General features: G+C 69.7%; 18 protein-coding genes. 10 read left to right on the top strand and 8 right to left on the bottom strand.

The features are described from left to right. Nucleotides 1–216: 216 nt before the first annotated feature. The 3 genes from MKK75_RS05325 to MKK75_RS05315 are packed head-to-tail and all read right to left on the bottom strand — an operon-like array spanning nucleotide 217 to nucleotide 2,182. Nucleotides 217–675 (bottom strand): hypothetical protein, encoded by a 459-nt coding sequence (locus MKK75_RS05325; protein ID WP_244041585.1) that lies wholly within the window; start codon nucleotides 673–675, stop codon nucleotides 217–219. Beyond that, a complete protein-coding gene (locus MKK75_RS05320; RefSeq protein ID WP_244041584.1) occupies nucleotides 672–1,271 on the bottom strand; it encodes a hypothetical protein in 600 nt (199 codons plus the stop codon). Before MKK75_RS05320 ends, MKK75_RS05325 begins: the two co-directional genes overlap by 4 nt. Beyond that, a complete protein-coding gene (locus tag MKK75_RS05315; protein WP_244041583.1) occupies nucleotides 1,268–2,182 on the bottom strand; it encodes a DUF6925 family protein in 915 nt (304 codons plus the stop codon). The genes MKK75_RS05320 and MKK75_RS05315 overlap by 4 nt, the downstream gene beginning before the upstream one ends. A 175-nt stretch (nucleotides 2,183–2,357) precedes the next feature. Here MKK75_RS05315 and rfbC point away from each other — a divergent pair, with 175 nt between their 5' ends. The 9 genes from rfbC to MKK75_RS05270 all read left to right on the top strand — a co-directional run bounded on the left by rfbC (nucleotide 2,358) and on the right by MKK75_RS05270 (nucleotide 11,978). After that, the gene (gene rfbC / locus MKK75_RS05310) at nucleotides 2,358–2,909 is read left to right on the top strand and encodes a dTDP-4-dehydrorhamnose 3,5-epimerase (protein ID WP_244041582.1); all 552 of its coding nucleotides are present in this window, start codon (nucleotides 2,358–2,360) and stop codon (nucleotides 2,907–2,909) included. A 92-nt stretch (nucleotides 2,910–3,001) separates the two neighbouring features. Further along, complete coding sequence (gene rfbB / locus MKK75_RS05305; RefSeq protein WP_244041581.1) at nucleotides 3,002–4,051, top strand: dTDP-glucose 4,6-dehydratase; 1,050 nt, start codon at nucleotides 3,002–3,004, stop codon at nucleotides 4,049–4,051. Further along, nucleotides 4,051–4,956, top strand: a complete 906-nt coding sequence (rfbD, locus tag MKK75_RS05300; RefSeq protein WP_244041580.1) for a dTDP-4-dehydrorhamnose reductase — start codon at nucleotides 4,051–4,053, stop codon at nucleotides 4,954–4,956. Before rfbB ends, rfbD begins: the two co-directional genes overlap by 1 nt. Continuing rightward, on the top strand, nucleotides 4,953–5,852 hold the full coding sequence (gene rfbA, locus MKK75_RS05295; RefSeq protein WP_244041579.1) for a glucose-1-phosphate thymidylyltransferase RfbA: 900 nt from the start codon (nucleotides 4,953–4,955) through the stop codon (nucleotides 5,850–5,852). The genes rfbD and rfbA overlap by 4 nt, the downstream gene beginning before the upstream one ends. Before the next feature lie 390 nt (nucleotides 5,853–6,242). Further along, entirely contained in the window at nucleotides 6,243–7,340 is a 1,098-nt protein-coding gene (locus tag MKK75_RS05290) for an OpgC family protein (protein ID WP_244041578.1), read from the top strand. Beyond that, nucleotides 7,301–8,185 carry an SGNH/GDSL hydrolase family protein gene (locus MKK75_RS05285; RefSeq protein ID WP_244041577.1) on the top strand — a complete coding sequence of 295 codons (885 nt, stop codon included), beginning with the start codon at nucleotides 7,301–7,303 and terminating at the stop codon, nucleotides 8,183–8,185. The genes MKK75_RS05290 and MKK75_RS05285 overlap by 40 nt, the downstream gene beginning before the upstream one ends. 57 nt (nucleotides 8,186–8,242) lie before the next feature. Next, nucleotides 8,243–9,583: a lipopolysaccharide biosynthesis protein gene (locus MKK75_RS05280; RefSeq protein WP_244041596.1), complete on the top strand. Its 1,341-nt coding sequence runs from the start codon at nucleotides 8,243–8,245 to the stop codon at nucleotides 9,581–9,583. Next, nucleotides 9,580–10,719, top strand: coding sequence for a GNAT family N-acetyltransferase (locus MKK75_RS05275; RefSeq protein WP_244041576.1), 1,140 nt, complete (start codon nucleotides 9,580–9,582; stop codon nucleotides 10,717–10,719). The genes MKK75_RS05280 and MKK75_RS05275 overlap by 4 nt, the downstream gene beginning before the upstream one ends. A gap of 311 nt (nucleotides 10,720–11,030) precedes the next feature. Then, nucleotides 11,031–11,978, top strand: a complete 948-nt coding sequence (locus MKK75_RS05270) for a TIM44-like domain-containing protein (RefSeq protein WP_244041575.1) — start codon at nucleotides 11,031–11,033, stop codon at nucleotides 11,976–11,978. A 38-nt stretch (nucleotides 11,979–12,016) separates the two neighbouring features. Here the strand turns inward: MKK75_RS05270 and rsmA are convergent, their stop codons facing one another. From rsmA to lptF, 5 genes are all read right to left on the bottom strand, one after another. Next, the gene (gene rsmA / locus MKK75_RS05265) at nucleotides 12,017–12,895 is read right to left on the bottom strand and encodes a 16S rRNA (adenine(1518)-N(6)/adenine(1519)-N(6))-dimethyltransferase RsmA (protein ID WP_244041574.1); all 879 of its coding nucleotides are present in this window, start codon (nucleotides 12,893–12,895) and stop codon (nucleotides 12,017–12,019) included. After that, the gene (gene pdxA, locus MKK75_RS05260) at nucleotides 12,892–14,007 is read right to left on the bottom strand and encodes a 4-hydroxythreonine-4-phosphate dehydrogenase PdxA (protein ID WP_244041573.1); all 1,116 of its coding nucleotides are present in this window, start codon (nucleotides 14,005–14,007) and stop codon (nucleotides 12,892–12,894) included. The genes rsmA and pdxA overlap by 4 nt, the downstream gene beginning before the upstream one ends. Nucleotides 14,008–14,057: 50 nt before the next feature. Further along, a complete protein-coding gene (locus MKK75_RS05255) occupies nucleotides 14,058–16,637 on the bottom strand; it encodes an LPS-assembly protein LptD (RefSeq protein ID WP_244041572.1) in 2,580 nt (859 codons plus the stop codon). A gap of 77 nt (nucleotides 16,638–16,714) precedes the next feature. Further along, nucleotides 16,715–17,803, bottom strand: a complete 1,089-nt coding sequence (lptG, locus tag MKK75_RS05250; protein WP_244041571.1) for an LPS export ABC transporter permease LptG — start codon at nucleotides 17,801–17,803, stop codon at nucleotides 16,715–16,717. Nucleotides 17,804–17,810: 7 nt separating this feature from the next. Next, a complete protein-coding gene (gene lptF, locus MKK75_RS05245; protein ID WP_244041570.1) occupies nucleotides 17,811–18,971 on the bottom strand; it encodes an LPS export ABC transporter permease LptF in 1,161 nt (386 codons plus the stop codon). A 208-nt stretch (nucleotides 18,972–19,179) separates the two neighbouring features. On the opposite strand from lptF, the gene MKK75_RS05240 reads away from it, so the two are divergent. Further along, nucleotides 19,180–20,691, top strand: coding sequence for a leucyl aminopeptidase (locus MKK75_RS05240; RefSeq protein WP_244041569.1), 1,512 nt, complete (start codon nucleotides 19,180–19,182; stop codon nucleotides 20,689–20,691). Nucleotides 20,692–20,976 lie beyond the last annotated feature (285 nt).

Here is a 20,976-nt window from a genome sequence, read left to right as displayed (position 1 = left end):
GGTAAAACCGGTCAGTTCGATCGTGCAGGGATCGGATATGATCCACGCCGGTCGTTCAACGTTTTCCCAACGCAGATGTCGATCTGGCTGCCGCAGGGCCGATGCTGCGCGCGGCAGCAATCGCGGCCTTTTGGTCCAGATCGCCACACTGACGGCGGACCGCTCCGGTTCTGCGCGGCATCCGCGCCGCGTAATACTTTGGTGCAAGCGGTAGCGTCAGACCGTGAGCGCGGATTGCACTTGGTACAGCGCGGCAATCACCGCAGTCACGTCGATTCCGGTCCTGTTGCTTTCCCCATGCGCGATCTTGTTCCTGTGCTCGTCGTATCGCATCGCGAGAGCCCACTCGCTCCCTTTTCCTGCTTGCTTGTCGAGCAACAATGAAAGCCTCTCCTCGAATTTTGTCTTATCCAAATTGTAATTGTAAAATTTCCGGCGCTCGATCCAGTCTGGATGCGCCTGACCTGTCGTGATCACGGCCGTGAATTTTGTGTTGATCTCATTTTCCAATTGGCCCCATAGCAGAACAAAATATTCGTTGTCATTAAAACGCCGGAAATCTTGAATTGCCGCTTGCCTATGAGGATCGTTGCTGTTGAGGGCTTTGTCGAGTTCGCCAAATAGGTAGTTCTCGATCTCTGTATAGGCCGCCAGGATCTGCGGAACCAAGTTCATTGCAGCGCCGCGAGCCAAGAGGATTGATTGAGGGGGTTCACGTGACCGCGTGCCCCCGGCTCGGAGATACGCCACCCCGAACCCGCGGTCGGCGGCACGCCCGTAATCAGGTACCGCCGTTCTGCAGTGAGCAGATCGAGCCGGCCATCTCCGCCGATAATCCACAGGCCATACGGCACAATCTTGGCCTCCCAGACGGAGTTATCATAGATATTAAGAACGGAAAGCTCGACCGGAGCAACGCCGTAATATTTCATCAATTCTTCATGCATGCTAAGATGCTGTGACGTGTCCAATCTGTAGTCCGCAGGAGACCAATCCTTCAACTGCCGATAAAGGTCATCGCTGCGATCTTGCCAGTCGCTCACCCGCGCTTGGACGGTAACGAGGCTGATGTCTTCGGCGAGAGTCGTATGAGACGACCTGGGGCATACCTGATCATCGCGATCTCCGAACAATGCGGTCGTGGGCTGCCGAAGTCGAGTGCCGCCTTCCGCGGCGGCGTCAGGCCAACAGTCCACGCCGACAGAGATCTGGATCCGGTAGCGATGGAATGGCTCGGGCACGCGGGCGCGCAGCCAAATCATCGCGCTCACGGTCTCATGGCCGCGCGCTGCGCCCGTGCGGCCCGGATCGCCGAGCGCGCGAACCGCCCGTCCGCCAGAATCGCATCCGGCTCCTCCCCGGACAACACCGCACGGCGGAGGGCAGCGAGCACCGGATCGCCCCAAGCATCGAGCAGCCGTCCGAACGCCGCGTGGCGCGCCGCGTCGAACGGAACCGGCCGGCCGGTCGCGTCCTTGCCCGGATGGGCCGGGTGCAGCGCCGCGACCGGAACCCACCCCTGCGGGATCGGCGCGGTCGCCGCATGCGTCCGTCGCAGGCGCAGGAGCTTCGGAAGGATGTGGCTGTGCGGGCCGGGATCGGCGCTTCCGCCCGGCGCCGGGATCGCTGTATAGACCTCGATCCGCCCCGGGCGCCCGATGAACACCCGGTGCGGGCTCTCCGCCAGGAGCGCGTGAACGGCGGGATTGCCGGGCGCGAAGAGCGGCCGGCCGCTCGCGGACCGCAGGCGCGCGATCAGGTTCGGGTCGGTCACGCGCACGCAGGCATCGATCGCGTCGAGGCCGAGACCGAGGTCGAACAGCACACCGTCGCAGTCGCGCAACCGGACCGCCGCGGTGTCTGGACCCAGTTCGGTCAGCACCGCGCGCCGTCCCATCGCGCAGGCCGCGGCCGGCAGGCAGAGTGCGACCGCCTGGCTCCAGCCATCGATGAAGCCGGTTTCATAGGCGACCGGCCGCAGCCCCGGGAACAGCGTCAGAGCGAGGGCGCCGCGGTTCGTCGCGAGCCCGATCCGCCCGTCGTCGAGGGGCCATGCCGGTTCATCGAGAGTCCGTCGGAACGCCGCGACGGCACCGTAGCTGCCGAGACTCCAGGCACAATCCGGGTCGGCGGCCTGCGCGCGCAGCATCGCCGCGATGGATCGCTCTGCTTGACCTGTCATCAACTCCTACGCGAGCGGCACAGCACTTCACCGCCTTGACACGGCCGGCAAATGACCGGAAGTCGCAAGCCGATCAACAAGGTTGGGTTCGGCGACGCGAGCCCCCGGCTCCGAACGGGCCAGGGTTAGCACGTCCGCCGCGGCCGACCTTGGGACCCGCGGGAAGGGCGCTGGCATGGACGTCATCGAGACCGAGATCCCGGACGTGAAACGCATCGTGCCGAAGCGGCTCGGCGATGCCCGCGGCTGGTTCTCCGAGACGTTCCGCGCCGACGCGATGCAACGGGCCGGCATCACCAACACCTTCGTCCAGGACAATCAGTCCTTCTCGGCGCCCCAGGGCACGATCCGCGGGCTGCACTTCCAGATCGCGCCCCGGGCGCAGGCCAAGCTGATCCGCGTCCTGCAGGGCGCGATCCTCGACGTGGCGGTCGACATCCGCAGCGGCTCGCCGACCTACGGCAGGTACGTCGCCGTGACCCTCGATGCCGAGACAGGCGCGCAGCTCTTGATTCCGCACGGCTTCGCGCACGGATTCTGCACCCTCACGCCCGACGTGATGGTGGCCTACAAGGTCGATGACTACTACAGCCCCGAGCACGACCGGTCGCTCGCCTGGGACGACCCCGAGATCGGGATCCCGTGGCCGGTCTCGGGCGAGGGAGCCATTCTGTCCGACAAGGATCGCCGGGCGCCGACCCTGGCCGCACTCGGTTCCGTCTTCTGACCGCCGCGCCATGGCGGCCGTAATTCCGTCACGGCGGGTCGTCTTCTGAGGCCCCGCCACTCCGTTTTCGACGATCCAAAGAGGACCCTGCCATGCGCATTCTGGTGACCGGAGGCTGCGGCTTCATCGGCTCGGCGCTGGTGCTGCACCTCGTCAACGATCTCGGCCACGAGGTCTGCACCCTCGACGCGATGACCTACGCGGCGAACCCGATCTCCCTGGCCGCGCTCGCCGACAATCCGCGCCACAGCCTCGTCGAGGCCGATATCTGCGACCACGCCGCCGTGCAGAAGGCGTTCGCCGCGTTCAAGCCGCAGGCGGTGATGCATCTGGCCGCCGAGAGCCACGTCGACCGCTCGATCACGGATCCCGGCGCCTTCGTGCGGACCAACGTCATCGGCACGCAGACCATGCTGGACGGCGCCCGCGGGCATTACGAAGCCCTGCCGGAGGTGGATCGACAGAGCTTCCGGTTCCTCCACGTCTCGACCGACGAGGTCTACGGCTCGCTGCCGCCCGGTGCCTACTTCACCGAAGAGAGCCGCTACGACCCGCGCTCGCCCTACTCGGCTTCCAAGGCAGCCTCCGACCACCTCGCACGTGCCTGGCACGAGACCTACGGCCTGCCGGTGCTGGTGACGAACTGCTCGAACAATTACGGGCCGCGCCACTTCCCCGAGAAGCTGATCCCGCTGATGATCCTCAACGCCCTGGAGGGCAAGAAGCTGCCGGTCTACGGCGATGGCCAGAACGAGCGCGACTGGATCCACGTGGAGGACCACGCCAAGGGCCTCGTCGCCGTGCTGGAGCGCGGCCGCGTCGGCCAGACCTACCTGCTCGGCGGCCGGGCGGTGCGCAACAACCTCGCGGTGGTCAAGGCGCTCTGCGCGGCCTTCGACCGTCTGCGCCCAGGGAGCGCCCCGCACGAGCAGCTGATCAGCTTCGTGGCCGACCGCCCGGGCCATGACCGGCGCTACGCCATCGATTGCACCAAGGCCGAGACCGAACTCGGCTGGCGGCCGCAGAAGACCTTCGAGCAGGCGCTGGAAGAGACCGTCGCCTGGTATCTCGACAACGAGAGCTGGTGGCGGCCGATCCGCGAGGGCCGCTACAAGGGCGAGCGCCTGGGACTGAACGCCTGATGCACATCCTCGTCCTCGGCGGTGCCGGTCAGGTCGGCACCGAATTGCAGGCCGTGTCCTGGCCGTCCGGCGTCACCGTCCATGCGCCCGGCCGGGCCGAGCTCGACATCGCCGATGCGGATGCCGTCGGGTCGGCGCTCGATCGCCGCGCCTACCGGGCCGTGATCAATACCGCCGCCTACACGGCGGTCGACAAGGCCGAGTCCGACATCGTCGCGGCTTGGCGCCTCAACGCTTTGGCACCTGCGATCCTCGCCGCCGCCACCGCGGCCCGAAAGATCCCGCTCGTCCACGTCTCGACCGATTACGTCTTCGCCGGCACCAAGCCGGACCGGGCCTATGAACCCGGCGAGCCGATCGATCCGCAGAGCGTCTACGGGGCCAGCAAGGCCGCGGGCGAGCTCGCCGTGCGGACCGGGAACCCGCGCCACGCGATCGTGCGCACCGCCTGGGTGGTGAGCCCGCACCGGGCCAATTTCGTCAAGACGATGCTGCGGCTGGCGGCCGAGCGCGATGCGCTGACCGTGGTCGACGATCAGCACGGCTGCCCGACCTCGGCCGCCGACCTTGCCGAAGCCCTGGCGGCGATCGCACAGCGCCTCGCGACGGACGAATCCGCGCCCACGGGGACGGTCCACTGCGTGAATGCGGGCGACACGACGTGGTGCGGCTTCGCCGAGGCGATCGTGGCGGGCTCCGCCCGGCGCGGTGGCCGCTCCGTCCCGGTCAAGGGCATCCCGACCTCCGCCTACCCGACCCCGGCCCGGCGCCCGGCCAATTCGCGCCTGTCCACGGCCAGCCTCACCGAGGCGTACGGCCTTCGGCCCCGCCCCTGGCGGGCGGCGCTCGACGACATCCTGGACCGGCTCGTCGGGCCGGTCTCAGAGGGAGTATCCAAGCCATGAAGGGCATCGTCCTGGCCGGCGGATCCGGCACGCGCCTGCACCCGGCCACGCTGTCGATCAACAAGCAGCTTCTGCCGGTCTACGATAAGCCGATGATCTACTACCCGGTCTCGGTGCTGATGCTGGCCGGCATCCGCGAGATCCTGATCATCTCCTCGCCGGAGCATCTCGACAACTACAAGCGTCTGTTCGGCACCGGCGAGCAGTTCGGCCTGACATTCTCCTACGCGCTGCAGCCGCGGCCGGAGGGCCTGGCCCAGGCCTTCGTCATCGGACGCGACTTCGTGGGCGACGACGACGTCGCGCTGATCCTCGGCGACAACCTGTTCTTCGGCGCCGGCATGGGCGAGCTTCTGGAACGCGCTGCGCAGCGGAAGAGCGGTGCCACGGTCTTCGCCTATCATGTCGAGAATCCGCAGGCCTACGGCGTGGTCAACCTCGACAAGGCGGGCCGTCCGACCAAGATCGTCGAGAAGCCTCAGAACCCCGAATCGACCTGGGCGGTGACCGGCCTGTACTTCTACGACAATCAGGTGCTCGACATCGCCGCCGAGGTGAAGCCCTCGGCCCGGGGCGAATTGGAGATCACCAGCGTCAACGAGGCCTACCTGCAGCGCGGGCAGCTCCACGTCGAGCGGATGTCGCGCGGCTACGCGTGGCTCGATACGGGGACGCACGACAGCCTGCTGGAGGCGAGCGAGTTCGTCCGCACCCTGCAGCACCGCCAGGGCCTCCAGGTGGCCTGCCTGGAGGAGATCGCCTACCTGCAGGGCTTCATCACCCGGGACCAGCTCGTGGCCCGCGGCGAGATGTTCGCCAAGACCAGCTACGGCCAGAACCTGCTGCGGCTCGCCCGCGAGAGCGAGGACGACCTGCGCCTGCGCCGGGGCAAGTAGACGACGCGCGCTATCGCTCATCACAGCTGATGCAGGCCCTGCGCATCAGCTTATCGGTCTCCGCATCACGCCCCGGCGACCTGACGCGCCCGAGCGATGAGGTGTCGGGCGCCGTCACCGGCGATGGGGGGCTGGCGGTCCCGGTTCGGGCTTTCGCGATGGCGGCACCGGCCGCCGGGACCGGCGGGAGCATGAAAGCGGTGCGCGTCGCGATCAAGCGATGACCCGGGGGCTCCGTGCCGGGACGTAACGCGGGTGTGACCGCGCGGTTCGATCCGCGGGGCGATCCCCACCTTTGTTCGCCTTTGCAGACCCGGGCCGGCACCGTATCAGGGGCCGCCACCCCGCCGCCGACCCTCAGAAGCGTCCAACCCCGGAGCCGACGCGACGATGCGGGATCCCAACGCGATCGATTTCTGGCGCGGCTTCGCCCTGGTGACGATCTTCATCAACCACATCCCGGGCAACACCTTCGAGCGCTACACCTTCTCGCAATACGGCATCTCGGACGCCGCCGAGCTGTTCGTGTTCCTGGCGGGCTGGTCGATCGGCATCGCGACCCGCGGCCGCGACGGGGTCCCGGAACCGCCGATGAAGAGCGTGGTGCGGCTGCTGAACCGGACCGTCGAGGTCTACAGGGCGCAGCTCACCGTGATGCTGCTGGCGCTCGCCATCATCGCGGGGGCGGCGCTGCTGCTCGACAACCCGCTCATCCTCGAATGGCACAATGCCGGCGGTTTCTTCGCGGATCCGATCCAATCGGTCTGCGGCATGGCGCTGCTGACCTACCAACTCGGCTACTTCAACATCCTGCCGCTCTACGTGCTGCTGATCGGCGTCGCGCCAATCTTCGTCCTCGTCGGTCGCTTCAGCCTCGTCGCGGCGCTGATCCTCTCCGGGGGGCTCTACCTCGCCAGCCTCGTCTTCGAGTGGAACGTGCCCTCCTGGCCGGGGGAGGGAAACTGGTATTTCGATCCGTTCTGCTGGCAGGTGCTTCTGGTGCTGGGCTTCGTGCTGCAGCGATGGAACGCCCGGTCCGATACCCTGCGCCGCTGGTCGCACCGCCTGTTTCCCGCCGGGATCGTCATCGTGCTCGCCGGGATCGTGCTCGCCGTCACCGAGATCCGGCCGGATCCGATGCTGGTGCCGGAGCCGCGTCTGCTGTTCACATTTGAGAAGACCTATCTCACTCCGGCACGACTCGTACATTTCCTGGGGGTATTGTTGGCGTTCGCCCCCGTTTACGCATTGCTCGCCCCCCGAATCGGCCGCATCGTCTCGTACCTGACTCAGCTGGGACGGAACTCCTTGGCGGTCTTCTCGATGGGCTCGATCCTGAGCCTCATCGCGCAGCTCGTGCGGTTCCAGACCGGCGGCGGCCTGCTGATCGATATGCTGGTCGCCGGCTCGGGCCTGATCGCGCTGGGATTGACCGCATGGTTCGTCGAATGGCGTACCCGCAGCAAGTCTCCGAGGCCGCGGACGTGAGCGCGGCCCGCCCGCGGCCGTTCATCCGGGCCGCGATCCTGGCGGCCGTGGTGCTGGCCGCTTCGGCGTCGCCGCCCCGTGCCGAGCAGACGGCCGATGCCGGCGCTGGCGAGCCGAGCCTGTCGATGGAATGCCGGGTGCCGGGCGCGCAGTTGTACACCGCCGCCAAGCTGGGCGCCGTCCGGGCGGCGCTGGCCGAGAAGAGGCCGATCAAGCTGCTGGCGATCGGCGGCTCCGCGGCCCCGGGTGCCTCCGCCTCCTATCCGGCCAAGCTGGAGGCGGCCCTCGAACAGGCGCTGCCGAAGGTCGACGTGGTGATCGACCATCGCGGTTTGCCGGGTGAGGTCGCCTCCGGCGCCGCCGAGCGCCTGCGCACCATGGTGGTGGAGGCCGAGCCCGATCTGGTGGTCTGGCAGGTCGGCACCCACGACGCCATCGCGCGCGTGGAAGCAGACGCCTTCGAGTCCGCGCTCAGCGAGGCGGTGGCCTGGATCAAGTCCCACGGGATCGACGTGGTCCTCGTCGATCCCATCTACACGGCCAGCATGGCGGCGGACGCCGATTACAACCGGATCGTCGAGGCCGTCCGGACCGTGGCGACGCAACAGCAGGTCCCCCTGGTGCGGCGCTACGAGGCTTTGCACTACCTGTCGAGCCGCAGCGACCGGGGCGAGGGACACATGCTCGGTCGCCAGTTCCGGCTGAACGATCTCGGCCTTCGCTGCATGGCCGAGCACGTGGCACTGACGATCGTCACGTCGCTGGCGAAGACCGAGACGCCCGCCGAGCCCAAGGCCGCGCCCGCCGTGCCGCCCTTAACCGGGACGCAACGCGCACCGGGTTAGACCGGACAACCAGAGGTCGGCGCTCCGCCGCCCTTGGAGTTCGGCGTGGAACGCGACGTGTCAGGCACGGCTCTCCCGATCCGCGCGTTCAGACGCCTGCGCGCGCTCACCGGCGGGCCGCAACGCGTCGCGCTCACGGTCTTCGCGATCCGCGTCGGCTCGGCCGGCTTCGCCTACGGCGCACAGGTTTTGGCGGCGCGGCTGATGGGCTGGGACGCCTACGGCATCTTCGCGTCCGTCTGGGTCTGGACCGCGATGCTCGGCCACACGCTGACGCTCGGCCTGTCGCAGGGTGCCTGCCGGTTCGTGCCGGTCAACCAGGCGCAGGGCGATCTCGACCTCGCTCGGGGCTACATCCGCGCCGGCGCGCTGATGACCAGCGGCGCCGCCTTGGCGGTGGCCGGCCTCGGTGCGGCGCTCCTGTTCCTCGAACCGGATCTGTTCGCGCCGGCCTACCGGGCACCGGTCGCGGTCGCCCTCTGCGTGATGCCGCTCTTCGCGCTCCAGGATTATCTGGAGGGCGTGGCGCGCAGCCAGAACTGGATCGGGCTCGCCATCGCACCGCCCTACCTCCTGCGCCAGACCCTGATGATGGCCTGCATGATCGCGGCGGTGCTGCTCGGGGCCCCGCCGCGCGCCGAGGTCGCGATGGGCTGCATGCTGGTGGCCGCCACCGCCGCGACCGCCCTCCAGGCGACTTTGCTCGCTGCTCGCCTGCGCAGGGACCTGGCGGACGGACCGCATCGCTACCACTGGCGGAGCTGGCTCGGCACGAGCCTGCCGATCGCCGCGATCGATCTCGCCAATGCCGGCTTCACCTTCGTCGACGTCATCGTGCTGGGCGCCCTGGTGAGCCCGGCCGAAGTGGGGCTCTACTTCGCGGCGACGCGGATCCAGCAATTCGTGGTCTTCGTGCATTTCGCCGTCAGCGCGGCGACGCTCCAGCGCTACAGCGCAGCCCACGCGCTGGAGAACCGGTTCCTCCTGGCCGAGCTCGTGCGGCGTCAGGCGCACCTGACCGCGGCTGCCACGCTCGCGGTCGGCGGCGCGATCCTGGCCGCATCGCCTCTGCTTCTGGCGATGTTCGGCGCGCGACTGGGAGACAGCTTCCCGATCCTGTGCGTGCTCGTGGCCGGCAGCGTCGCGGTGAGCGTGTTCGGACCGGGCGAGGATCTCCTGACGATGCTGGGCGGGGAGCGGCGCTGCGCGGGAATCACAGCGGGCGCGCTGATCGCCGCCGCGGGCCTGTGCCTCGCTCTGGTGCCGGCCCTGGGGGCGCTCGGCGCCGCCGTGGCGGTGGCGCTCGCCACCGTGGCACGCGCCGGCCTTCTGGCCCGCACCGCCGGCCGGATCCACGGCCTGCCGACGCCGATCTGGTCCGCGGGAGCCGTCCGATGAGCCGCACCGATGCCGCCCTGCGCCCCGTGGACCGTTCGGGCTTCGACGCCGCGGCGCCCGAGGCACGGGCCTGGGACGCGCTGTTCGAAGCCGCGGCCCAGCCGCATCCCCACTTCTCGCGGCACGTCCTGGCGGCGCACGGGGCGGCTGGATTGGTGCCGCCCGGCCTGCGCTTCATCACCGTCCGGCGCGAAGATCGGCTCACGGCGCTCCTTCCCTGTGCGCCGGCCCGCGACCTTTCCGGCCTCGGCGGCCGGGTGATGCGGCCGTTCCTCTCGCCCTTCGTGACGGCCACGGCGCCCCTGATCGCCGACGGGCCCGAGCGCGCCACGCACGCCCATGACCTCGTCGTCGCCCTCGAGGCGGCTTCCGCCGGCGCGGCCTGGCGCTGGCCGCTGCTGCCGACCCGGGAGGGGGCGGTTCCGGACATGCTGTCGGCCATGCGGGCACGCGGCTGGGGGATAGGCATCGTGGCGGCCTTCGACCGTCCGGTCATGGACCGCCGGCCCGACCACGACGCCTTCCTGGCCGATCATCCGAACCGGTCCCGGTTCAAGGACCTGCGCCGCCGGGCCCGCCGCCTCTCGGAGGCCGGCAGCGTTGCGTTCACGACCGCAATGTCGGGGGCGGACCTCTCCCGACTGGTCGCGGCGTTCCTCGAACTGGAGCGCGCCGGCTGGAAAGGGCAGGCCGGCACCGCCATGGCCTGCCGGCCGGAGACCGAAGCGCTCGCCGGAGCCCTGTTCGCGGACCAGGCAGGCCCGGTCGGCGTCCGGGCGGACGCGCTCACCCTCGACGGGCGGCCCGTCGCGGTCAGCCTCGCGCTGGTCGGCGCTGGCACGGCCACGCTTCTGAAGACCGCCTACGACGAGGCATTGCGCAGTCACGCCCCGGGACTGCTCATGGAGGCCGAGATCGTGCGCGCCTGTCATGAGACCGGTTTCGCGGATCGGCTCGACTCGGCGACGCTCGACGGCTCGGCCCTGGAGAGCCTTTACCGGGACCGAACCGCCATCGCAGAGATCATCGCGCTGCCGCCAGGATACCATATGCTCTCCCTGGAGCGACGGCTGCGCCTTGCCCGGTTCGAGCAGGAAGCGCGCGCCGTTGCGAAGCGGGCGCTGCGGCGGCGGTAGCATATCGTCAACCGGGGACGTGCGACCGGCCCTCCCGAGGGTGCGCCTCCACCGAAACCCGCGGTCGGAGTGTCGCTCGCCCTTGATGGATCGGCGCCGACGCCCGACAGCACAACCTCGGCAGGCCGGCTGGGATAGGCATGCCGGAGTTCGGTTGACGGGCGAACGCGGTCGCGCGATCCGGCTTCGCGGCCGAGACTGACGAACGTCACCGCGCGGTCGCGGGTGCAGGACTAAAACCCCGCCTCAGCCGTTCCCATATTGTTGCTGGCGTTCCGCGCCGTTCGGTTCTCGTCCCCAGGGGCCTGTTCATGTTGACTCAGATTTCGCGCCGCCGGCGTGTGGCCGCCCTTCTGGCGCTGGCCACGGCGCTGACCGTCGCGGCGCCCGGCGTCGAAGCCCGTCCGGGCGGCGGCGGATCCATGGGCTCGCGCGGCTCGCGCACCTTCACGGCCCCCTCGGCAACGCCAACCGCGCCGGGTGGCGGCATGACGATGCAGCGCTCGCAGACCGCGCCGTCCCCCGGCATGGGTAGCCCCGGCATGCAGGCGCCGGCACAGGGTCGCCGGTTCGGCGGCGGCTTCTTCGCGGGCCTGCTCGGCGCCGGCCTGATCGGCGCGCTGCTCGGCGGTGGCTTCTTCGGCGGCCTCGGCGGCCTCGCCTCGATGATCGGCCTGCTGTTCCAGGTCGGGCTGGTCGTCGTGGTGGTGATGCTGGCCCTGCGCTTCTTCCGGCGCCGGAACGAGCCGGCCGGTGCGGGCGCGCCCTACGCGCGCTCATCCCTCGACGGCCAGCAGGGTCCGGGCGGCGCGCCCGGCGGCCCCGGCACGTTCGGCGGCCAGCGTCCGCCGCAGACCCGCCCGGTGCAGGTCGGCCCGAACGACTTTCAGGCGTTCGAGCGGCTGCTCGGCGACATCCAGGACGCCTATTCCCGCGAGGACCGGGTGACCCTCGGCAACCTCTCGACGCCGGAAATGGTGAGCTACTTCGACGAGGAGCTGCGCAACAACGCGGCCCGCGGCGTGGTCAACAAGATCTCGGACGTGAAGCTGCTGCAGGGCGACCTCGCGGAGGCCTGGGCGGAGGATCGTACCGAATACGCCACCGTGGCGATGCGCTACGCCCTCAAGGACGTGATGGTGGAGCGGGCCGGCGGCCGGATCGTGCAGACGGACTCGTCGGAGGCCACCGAGCTGTGGACCTTCCAGCGTCAGCCCGGCCGCGGCTGGGTCCTGTCGGCGATCCAGCAGACCCGCTGACCGGAGACGCGGCCCGGCCGGAGCCGGGGTCGCTTCCGTCAAGCCGGCGCCGCCAGAGCGGTGCCGGTTTTCTTGTGGGCGTCCCACAGGGTGGCGAGTTTCACGAATCCCGCCACGGGAACCTCTTCCGCCCGCGCCGTCTCGATGAGGCCCGCCGCCTCGAGCAGGCGGCCGGCCTCCGGCGTCAGAGCTTTCAGGCTCTGGCGCAGCATCTTGCGGCGCTGGCCGAAGGCCGCGCGGGTCACGGCCTCCAGGGCGCCGGCCCGGCAGGGAAGGGGCGCAGCCCGCGGCACCAGCCGGACCACGCTCGACGTGACCTTGGGTGGCGGCACGAAGGCCGAAGGGCTGACGTCGAACAGGATCTCGGCCTCGCTGCGCCAGCCGCACAGAACGCCGAGCCGACCGTAATCCGCCCGCTCCTCGGGGCTGGCAACGATCCGCTCCGCCACCTCGCGCTGGAACATCAGCACCGCTTGATCCCACCAGGGTGGCCACGCCTCGCCAGCGAGCCAGCCCGTGAGCAGGGCCGTGCCGACATTGTAGGGCAGGTTGGCGACGATCCGGGCCGGCCCGGAGCCGATCAGCGGCCGCGGATCGAACGCGAGGGCGTCGGCGTCGACAACCTCGAGTCGCCCGGGATAGTGAGCGGCGATCTCGGCGAGCGCCGGCAGGGCGCGGGGATCGCGCTCGATCGCCACCACGCGGGCGGCGCCCTCGGCCAGCAGCGCCCGGGTCAGGCCGCCGGGTCCCGGGCCGACCTCCACCACCGTCACGCCGTCGAGCGGACCCGCGGCGCGGGCGATCCGGCCGGTGAGGTTGAGATCGTACAGAAAATTCTGGCCGAGCGCCTTCCGGGGCTCCAACCCGTGCCGGGCGACGACATCCCGGAGCGGGGGCAGACCGTCCCCGGCGCTCACAGCTCGTCCTCGGGGTCGAAGTGGCGGGCGCCCACGGGCCGGGGCCGTCCGGCGTAGATGTTGAACGGGACGATTTCGGTGCCGCCGGGCGTCCCGGCGCGACCGGCCGCGTTGGCGGCGAGCCGGGCGGCGAGGCGCAAGGCGGCCATCAGGCTGTCCGGGCGCGCGATCCCCCGGCCGGCGATGTCGAAGGCGGTACCGTGGTCCGGCGAGGTGCGCACGAACGGCAGCCCCAGGGTGACGTTCACGCCGTCATCGAATGCGATCGTCTTGATCGGGATCAGGGCCTGATCGTGGGTCGGCGCCAGGGCGACGTCGTAGGTCGCGCGGGCGCGGGCGTGGAACAAAGTGTCGGCGGGCAGCGGCCCGCGGATGTCGATCCCGGCGGCGCGCAGCCGGGCCACCGCGGGGGCGAGCACGTCGCGATCCTCGTGGCCGATCGTGCCGGCCTCGCCTGCATGAGGGTTCAGGCCGGCGAGCACCAGGCGCGGCTCGGGCAGGCGGAATCTTTGCTGCAGGTCCCGGGCGACGATCGTGGCAGTCTCCTCCACCAGCGCCTGCGTGAGAAGGCCTGGCACGTCCCTGAGGGGCACGTGGATCGTCACCGGGACGACCGACAGTTCCTCGCTCCAGATCATCATCACCGGCCGCGGCGGCGTGAGGCTGGGGGGCACCGCCAGGGCGGCCAGGAACTCGGTGTGACCGGGATGGGCGAAGCCGGTCCGCGTCAGCACGAACTTGGCGATGGGGTTGGTGACGACCGCGCTGGCGCGCCCGGCCTTCACGAAGCCGACCGCCGCCGTGATCGACTCGATGGTCGCGCCGGCATTCACGGTGTCCGGCACGCCGGGCTCGGCGGCGACGAGCGCCCCGCTCGGCAGCGGCACCACCGGCAGGGCGTGGGGAAACACCGCCGCGGCGGTCTCGGGATCGGCCTCGGCCACCGGGACGGGGCGGTTGAGGCGGTGCGCGAGGCGCTCGATGAAGGCGGGATCGCCCACGAGGAAGAAGGGCGGCAGCGGATCCGCGCCGCCGCGCCCGAGCCAGGCGCTGAGCGCCAGTTCCGGTCCGATCCCGGCGGGGTCTCCGAGGGTGAGGGCAAGGGGCGGCATGGGGGGTCTATAGCGCCGGCCGGCCGCGGGCGCATCTGCGCCGCCCCTGCTCACCGCACCGATGCGATGCCGTCCGCCGTGGTGGCCGTGCCGACGTTCTGGCGCAGGTCCGCCTCGCCCAGGGTCTTGAGCTCGACGCGCAGCAGCACCGTCTGATTGCGCTCGCGCACGCCCGTCGCGGTCGCGATCGGCGAGTTGATGTAGTTCAGCGAGACGGTGGTGCACTCATCCTGATAGCCGCCGCCGAAGCTCGCCCCCGAGAGGTAGAACCGGCCCGGGTTCTCGTAGACCGGCACGGTGCCGACCGGGTTCGCGAGGTAGCTCGTCAGCGCGTCCTGGTAGGTGTTGCGCACGTCGAGGTAGTGGGTCAGGTCGACCAGCAGCGAGCCGGTGATGAACCAGTTCGGCGTGATGTTGTAGGTCGCGGTGGCGGTGATGCCCTCGCGGTAGTGGCTGTAGCCCAGCAGCGGCTGTGCCTCGTAGTACGAGTAGAAGGCCGATAGCGTCAGCGGCAGGAACGGCGCGAATCGGGCCGTCGCGCCGGTCTCGAGGCGGGCGACGTGGAAATCGGCCTGGTTGAACCGCGCCCGGGTGATGAACGTGATGTTCTGGTTCGGCGACACCTGGAACCGGCCCACGAAGTCCGACCGCTGGGTCTCCAGTCCGGAATCGAGGCCGACATCGGCGATGTCGCCCCGGCGGAACGAGTTCACGCCCGCGAGCTGAATGGACTCGCCGAACAGGACGTTGGCGTACCAGCCCGACGGCGTCACGACGGAATACTGGCCGCCGAGATTGGTGCGCACGCCGCCCTCGACGCGATCGTAGCCCGAGAACTTGTCCCATTCGAACAGCGAGGTGTCGTCGAAGACGAGGCTCTGCGCGTCCTCGTTGGGCAGGCGGCCGATCCGCGTCTCGGACGGGCGCGCGATGATCTGGCCGATCGGCTCCAGGGTGTGGACGCCGAGCGCGCCGAAATTGGCCACGAACGGATAGCGGTAATCGAGGCCGATCGCCGGCATCACCCGGCCGGCCAATCCCTGGTCGACATGGGCGACCTGCGGGACGAGGTCGTTCTGATAGCCCGAGAAGCTCGTGCTGTTGAAGAATGCGTCGGTGCGCAGATAGGCGAAGGGCGTGAACTTCTGGCCCAGATCGTCGATGAAGCTGCGCCGCCAGGAGAGTTCCGCGGAGGCGCGGGTGTTGTTGCCGGCGAGCCCCTGGATCGCGCAGGTGCCGCGCTGGAACACCGTGCAGGTCTGGTAGAGCGGGAAGCTGACGCCGTTGACGCTCGGCGAGAACAGGTAGCTCGCGGTGCGCGGCAGCCCCTGGAACTGCGTCGTCTCGCGGTTCAGGCTGGTGATGTTGGCCTGGAAGCGCACCTCGCCGCCGACCTCGGCTGGACCGTTGACGCGCTTGTCGTAGTCGATCACCGGGGCGACGATCGGCTGCTGCTTCTGCCAGTCGAAGCTCGACAGGCCCTTGAAGTAGTAGCCCCGCGCCTCGAACCACGAGCGGTCGCCCTGTCCGATCAGGTAGGCGGTCGAGGTCGCCTCGCGGAAATAGTCCGTGGTGATGTTCTGGTTGCGGATCCGGTAATTGTCGAGGAACCACTTGTCGGTGACGCCGACGAGGTCCCAACCGGTCCGCCAGCGGGGATTGATGTAGAACCGGCCCTGGGACTCGATCGAGCCGCGGAAGTCGCGCTCGCCGGCGCCGAGCGGGCTCGGCAGGAAGGCCGAGGGCGTCGTCTGCGAGATGCCGGACAGGCGCAGATTGTAGAAGCCGTTGTCGACCCGCTGGCGGAACTCGCCCTGCGCCAGGACGCCCTGGCGGCTCAGCACGGTCGGCGTCAGGGTCAGGTCGTAGTCCGGCGCGAGATCGACGAAATACGGAAGCGACACGCCGGTGCCGAGCGCCGTCGTGCTGACAAAGCGCGGCGTCAGGAAGCCGGTCTTGCGCTTCACCGTCGGGTCGGGCGCCTCGAAATACGGCAGGTAGGCGACCGGGATCCCGGCCAGTTCCAGGGTCGAGTCGTCGAAGTAGACCGTGTGGGTCTGGTTGTCGTGGATGATCTTCTGCGCCTTGATCTGCCAGAGCGGCGGCGTCTCCGGATGGTCCTTGCAGGGTTCGCAGGCCGTGTAGCTGCCGGACTCGAAGCTCGTCTGCTCGCCGTTCAGGCGCTCGGCCCGGGGCGCGGAGAAGCGGGTGCGCACGGTCTCGAACTTGCGCTGCACGGTCTGCTGGCCTCGGAAGGCGTCGACGAAGCCGGTCTTGAAGTCGTCGGTCAGCTCCATGCGTTCGCCGGTGACGACCCCGCCATCGGCCTCGGTGAGGCGGACATTGCCCTCGGCGAAGACCCGGCCGGTGTTCCGGTCGTAGCGCACCCGGTCGGCCTGGAGGGTGCGAGGACCGTAATGCAGCTCGGCGTTGCCACGCGCCGTCACCGTGCTGTGGTCGTTGTCGTAGATCAGCTCGTCGGCCTCGACGAGCAGCTTGTCGCCGGGCTTGCCGGTCCGGAGTTCGGGCAGCGCTTGCGCGTGCGCCGACAGGCCACCCGCCAGCGGCGCCGCGAGCGCCAGCATGGCCAGGAAACCCGCCTTCCGCAGGATGTCGGCGACCTTACGCAACGCGTGTCCCAACCCCTGTGACGTCGACCGCCACCAACCCCACCACCGGTCTCCCTGCCCGCGAGGGATCGCGAGCCTCAGCCGTCTTCCTGGTACAGAAGCGTGAGCGTACCGAGAAGACTGCCTACCACGGCGGGGAACCAGGCCGCCACCGGTGCGGCGACGAGTCCGGACGATCCGAGCCCCTCCATGACCTGGCGGATCACGTAGAGGGCGAAGCCGGCCGCGACGCCTCCGAGGACGAGTTTGCCGACACCACCAAAGCGGAAGAACCGTAAGGAAACGGTTGCGGCCACGAGCACCATCGCCACGAACAGGACCGGTCTTGCCCACAGGACATCGTACTGAAGACGGTATCGGGTGGCGTCCAAACCGGCCCGTTCGGTGCGTGCGATCGTTGTGGGAAGTTGCCAGAAAGGCACAGATTCCGGGGGGGTGAAGCGCTGGCGGACCTGCCCGAGGTCGAGGTTCGAGGCAATCAGGTAGGTGTCGAACGACTCAGGCGGCGCGTCCGGCGTGAGGACGCGCACGTCGGACAGCTCCCAGTAGCCGTCGTGAAGCGTGGCCCGGGCGGCGACCAACTGGTCGACGAACTTGCCGGCCGCGTCGAAGGCGAAGACCGAGACGCCCGACAGGGTCGTGGTGCCCTCGATCGCGGTCTCGGCGCGCAGGATCGCCTCGCCGTCGATGCCCTTCTGGCGGATCCACAGGTCCTTGCCCGAGCTGGCCTTTGTGGCCTTGGCGAAGATCTTCGCTTCGATCTCGGTGGAGCGCTGCTTCAGCAGCGCCGACACGGGGTTGTAGACCCCGACCGCGAGAGCGCCCAGCGCCAGCGCCACGAAGATCCCGGGCTGCAGGAACTGCCACGCGGAGATCCCGGCCGCGCGGGCCACCACCAGCTCCAGCTTGCGCGAGAGCTGGAGCAGGGTCGCCATCGAGCCGAACAGCACCGCGAAGGGAAGCACGCCCTCGGCCACCGCCGGGGTGCGGTAGAGGGAAAGCTGCGCCATCAGCCCAGTGGAGGCGCCCTGGGTCTCGCCGGCGCGGCGCAGCAGCTCCACGAAGTCGAGGGTGTAGACCAGCGCGAAGACGGTGACGAAGACGCCCAGCACCGTGCGGGCGAAGCGGGCGGCGAAATACCGCCCCAGGGTCGGGCCGATGAACATGGCGAGATCAGGCCGCCGGGGCGAAGCGGCGGCCGGGCAGGAGGCCCCGCAGCCCCCGCGCGACGGCGCCGTTGAAAGCCCGCACCTGCGGCCCCCAGAAGATCAGCAGGCAGGACAGGCCGATGGCCAGTAGCGGCACGCCGTAGACCGCCGCCACCGCGGCCTGGCTGCGCGCCGCCGCGCTGACCGCCGCGAAGCCGGCGATCCGCAATGCCACCACCGCCAGGATCGCCGCCGCGATGGCGAGCCCGCGCCCTTGACGGGTGGTCCGGGGATCGCCGAGCGCCGCGAACGCGATGAAGGCGAGCGCCAGTGGGTAGAGGCAGGCGGAGAGCCGGTCGTGCAGCTCGGCCCGGAAGCGGCCCTTCTGCAGCTTGTAATAGCCTTCGCTCTGGTCGGGGAACAGGAGCTGCGTGGTCGACCGCTCGCGGGGCTTGTAGATCGTGTCCGAATCCGGCGGCGCGAAGGCCGCGAGGTCGATCGTGTAGCGCTCGAACGTCAGGATCGAGGAATCGCGCGAATCCTTCTGCTGCTGGTGGACGCTGCCGTTCTCCAGGATCAGGTAGCTCTGCCCGTCGATGTCGACGGCGTTGCCCCGGTCGGCGAGGTAGACCTTGGTCTTGCCGGCCTCGCGCCGGTCCTGGATGAACAGGCCCTTGAGGATGCCGCCCGGTCCGCGCTCGCGGAAATGGAAGGTGATGCCGTTGTCGAGCTGGGTGAACTGCCCCTCCTTGACGACGTTGGCGATGAAGTCGCCGCGCACCCGGGTGATGACGTCGCGCAGCTCCTGGAAGCTCGCCGGCATCACCACCACCACCAGGAATCCCACGAGAAAGCTGACGATCATCGCGAGCCTTCGGAACGGGCGGAGCAGCGCCCGCGGCGGCATGCCGGCCGCCGACATCACGATCAGCTCGGAATCGCCGTTGAGCCTGTTGAGGGCGTAGATCGTGCCGATGAACAGGGCCACCGGGGCGATCACCACGATCAGCGTCGGCAGCGATAGGCCCGTCACGAACAGGAAGACCAGCAGCGTCTGTCCCTTCGCGGTCACGAGGTCGAGCTCGCGCAGGGCCTGCGTCAGCCAGATGGTGCCGGTCAGCCCGATCAGGCAGGCCAGGGTGGCGCCTAGGGCGATCCGGAAGATGTAGCGCTCGATCTGCCTCATCGGCCCGGCAGTCCCGCCCGTCGCATCGCGCCCCCGGCGCGGCAGGGACCCGACAAAAGGGGCGATTCGAGGGCTGTCGCGCCGCGTTGCGTTCTCCGTCTCAGCGGCTACACAGGGCGGATGGCCTGCGCGGTGCGCGGCCTCGGTGTGCGGCTCCGGACAAGCGGGCCAAGGGGCGGCACGAACAGCGGCAGGGATGGCGGCGGGTATGGCGGACGGTATCGAGATCGGTTTCGGTCCCCTGGAGAAGAGCGGGCCGGGCCCCGGTGGATCCGGCGATCTCGTGGTGTTCGTGGGCGACGAACTCGCCCTCGGCTCGGCGGCGCGGGAGATCCTGGGCGCGTCCGGCGCGGATCTCGTCGCCCGCGCGGCCGCATCGGAAAAGTTCAAGGGCCGCTCGCTCAGCGCCCTGAGCCTGCCGGCGCCCGCTGGGGTCGCGGCGGACCGCCTCGTGGTGGTGGGCCTCGGCTCCGACAAGGACCGCGCCAAGACCGACTGGCCGGCGCTCGGCGGCTTCACGGCCGGCAAGGTCTCGGGCCGCACAGCCCGGGTGGTGCTCGACTGGCCGGGCGCGGTCGTCTCCGCGCGGGAGGCCGGCGAATTCGCCCTCGGAGCGCGCCTGCGTGCCTATAGCTTCGACCGCTACAAGACCAAGAAGAAGCCCGATGCCGAGGACAAGGCCGGCACCGCGCTGACGCTGCTGCTGCCCGACCACGCCGCGGCCTCCCGCGAGGGGGAGGGCGCCCGGACACTCGCCGACAGCGTGATCCTGGCGCGCAACCTCGTGAACGAGCCGCCGAACGTGCTCTTCCCGGAGGAGTTCGCCCGCCGCGCCGCAGAGCTCGGCACGCTCGGCGTCGAGATCGAGGTGCTGGAGCCCGCCCGGATGCGCGAGCTCGGCATGGGCGCGTTGCTCGCCGTGGCGCAAGGCTCCGTCCGCGAGCCGCGGGTCGTGATCATGCGCTGGAACGGCGGCCCGGCCGGCGAGGCGCCGGTGGCGCTGATCGGCAAGGGCGTGATCTTCGATTCCGGCGGCATCTCGATCAAGCCGGGCGGCGGCATGGAGGACATGAAGGGCGACATGGGCGGCGCGGCCGCGGTCGTCGGGGCGCTCCACGCGCTCGCCGCCCGCAAGGCGCGCTGCAACGTGATCGGCGCCATCGGCATCGTCGAGAACATGCCGGACGGCGGCGCCTACCGCCCCTCCGACATCGTGACCTCGCTCTCGGGTCAGACCATCGAGGTGATCAACACCGACGCCGAGGGCCGCCTCGTGCTAGCCGACGTGATCACCCACGTCGTCCGCAGCTTTAAGCCGAAGGCGATGGTGGACCTCGCGACGCTGACCGGGGCGATCATCGTGGCGCTCGGCCAGGACATCGCCGGGATGTTCTCGAACGACGACACGCTGGCGGGCCACATCCACGCCGCCGGCGAAGCCACGGGCGAGAAGGTCTGGCGGATGCCGCTGATCCCCGCCTACGACAAGGCGATCGATTCGAAGTTCGCCGACATGAAGAACACCGGCGGCCGCCACGGCGGTGCAGCGACGGCGGCCTCGTTCATCAAGCGCTACGTCGAGGAGGTGCCGTGGGCGCATCTCGACATCGCGGGGGTGGCGATGTCGTCGAATGCGAGCGAGATCAATCGCAGCTGGGGTGCCGGCTGGGGCGTGCGCCTCCTCGACCGGCTTGTGCGGGACCATTACGAGGCGAAGTAGGGGGCGGGCGGTTTCTTCGGGCATGTCGGCGGGGTGGGCCGATTTGAAGGAAACCGCAGCGTCCCGCTTCCGGACGGGCGCTGCCCGACCCGCTTCTCTCCCGCCCCCTCTACGGGGGAGGGCAGGCTCCGAAGGGGGTTGGGAGACGGGAGCCCGGCCTCCGAACGGGGCGTCGCCTTCATGAAGTGCGCAGTCTCATCCTGCACCGTCGCCCCCCTCTCGCGACCCCCGCTCACGCGGGGGCTGCCCTCCCCCGCAGAGGGGGGAGGGATGGCGCGCGGCAGC

Source organism: Methylobacterium sp. J-030, from assembly GCF_022829545.1.
GTDB lineage: Bacteria > Pseudomonadota > Alphaproteobacteria > Rhizobiales > Beijerinckiaceae > Methylobacterium.
This window is presented reverse-complemented; position numbering and strand designations above follow the sequence as displayed.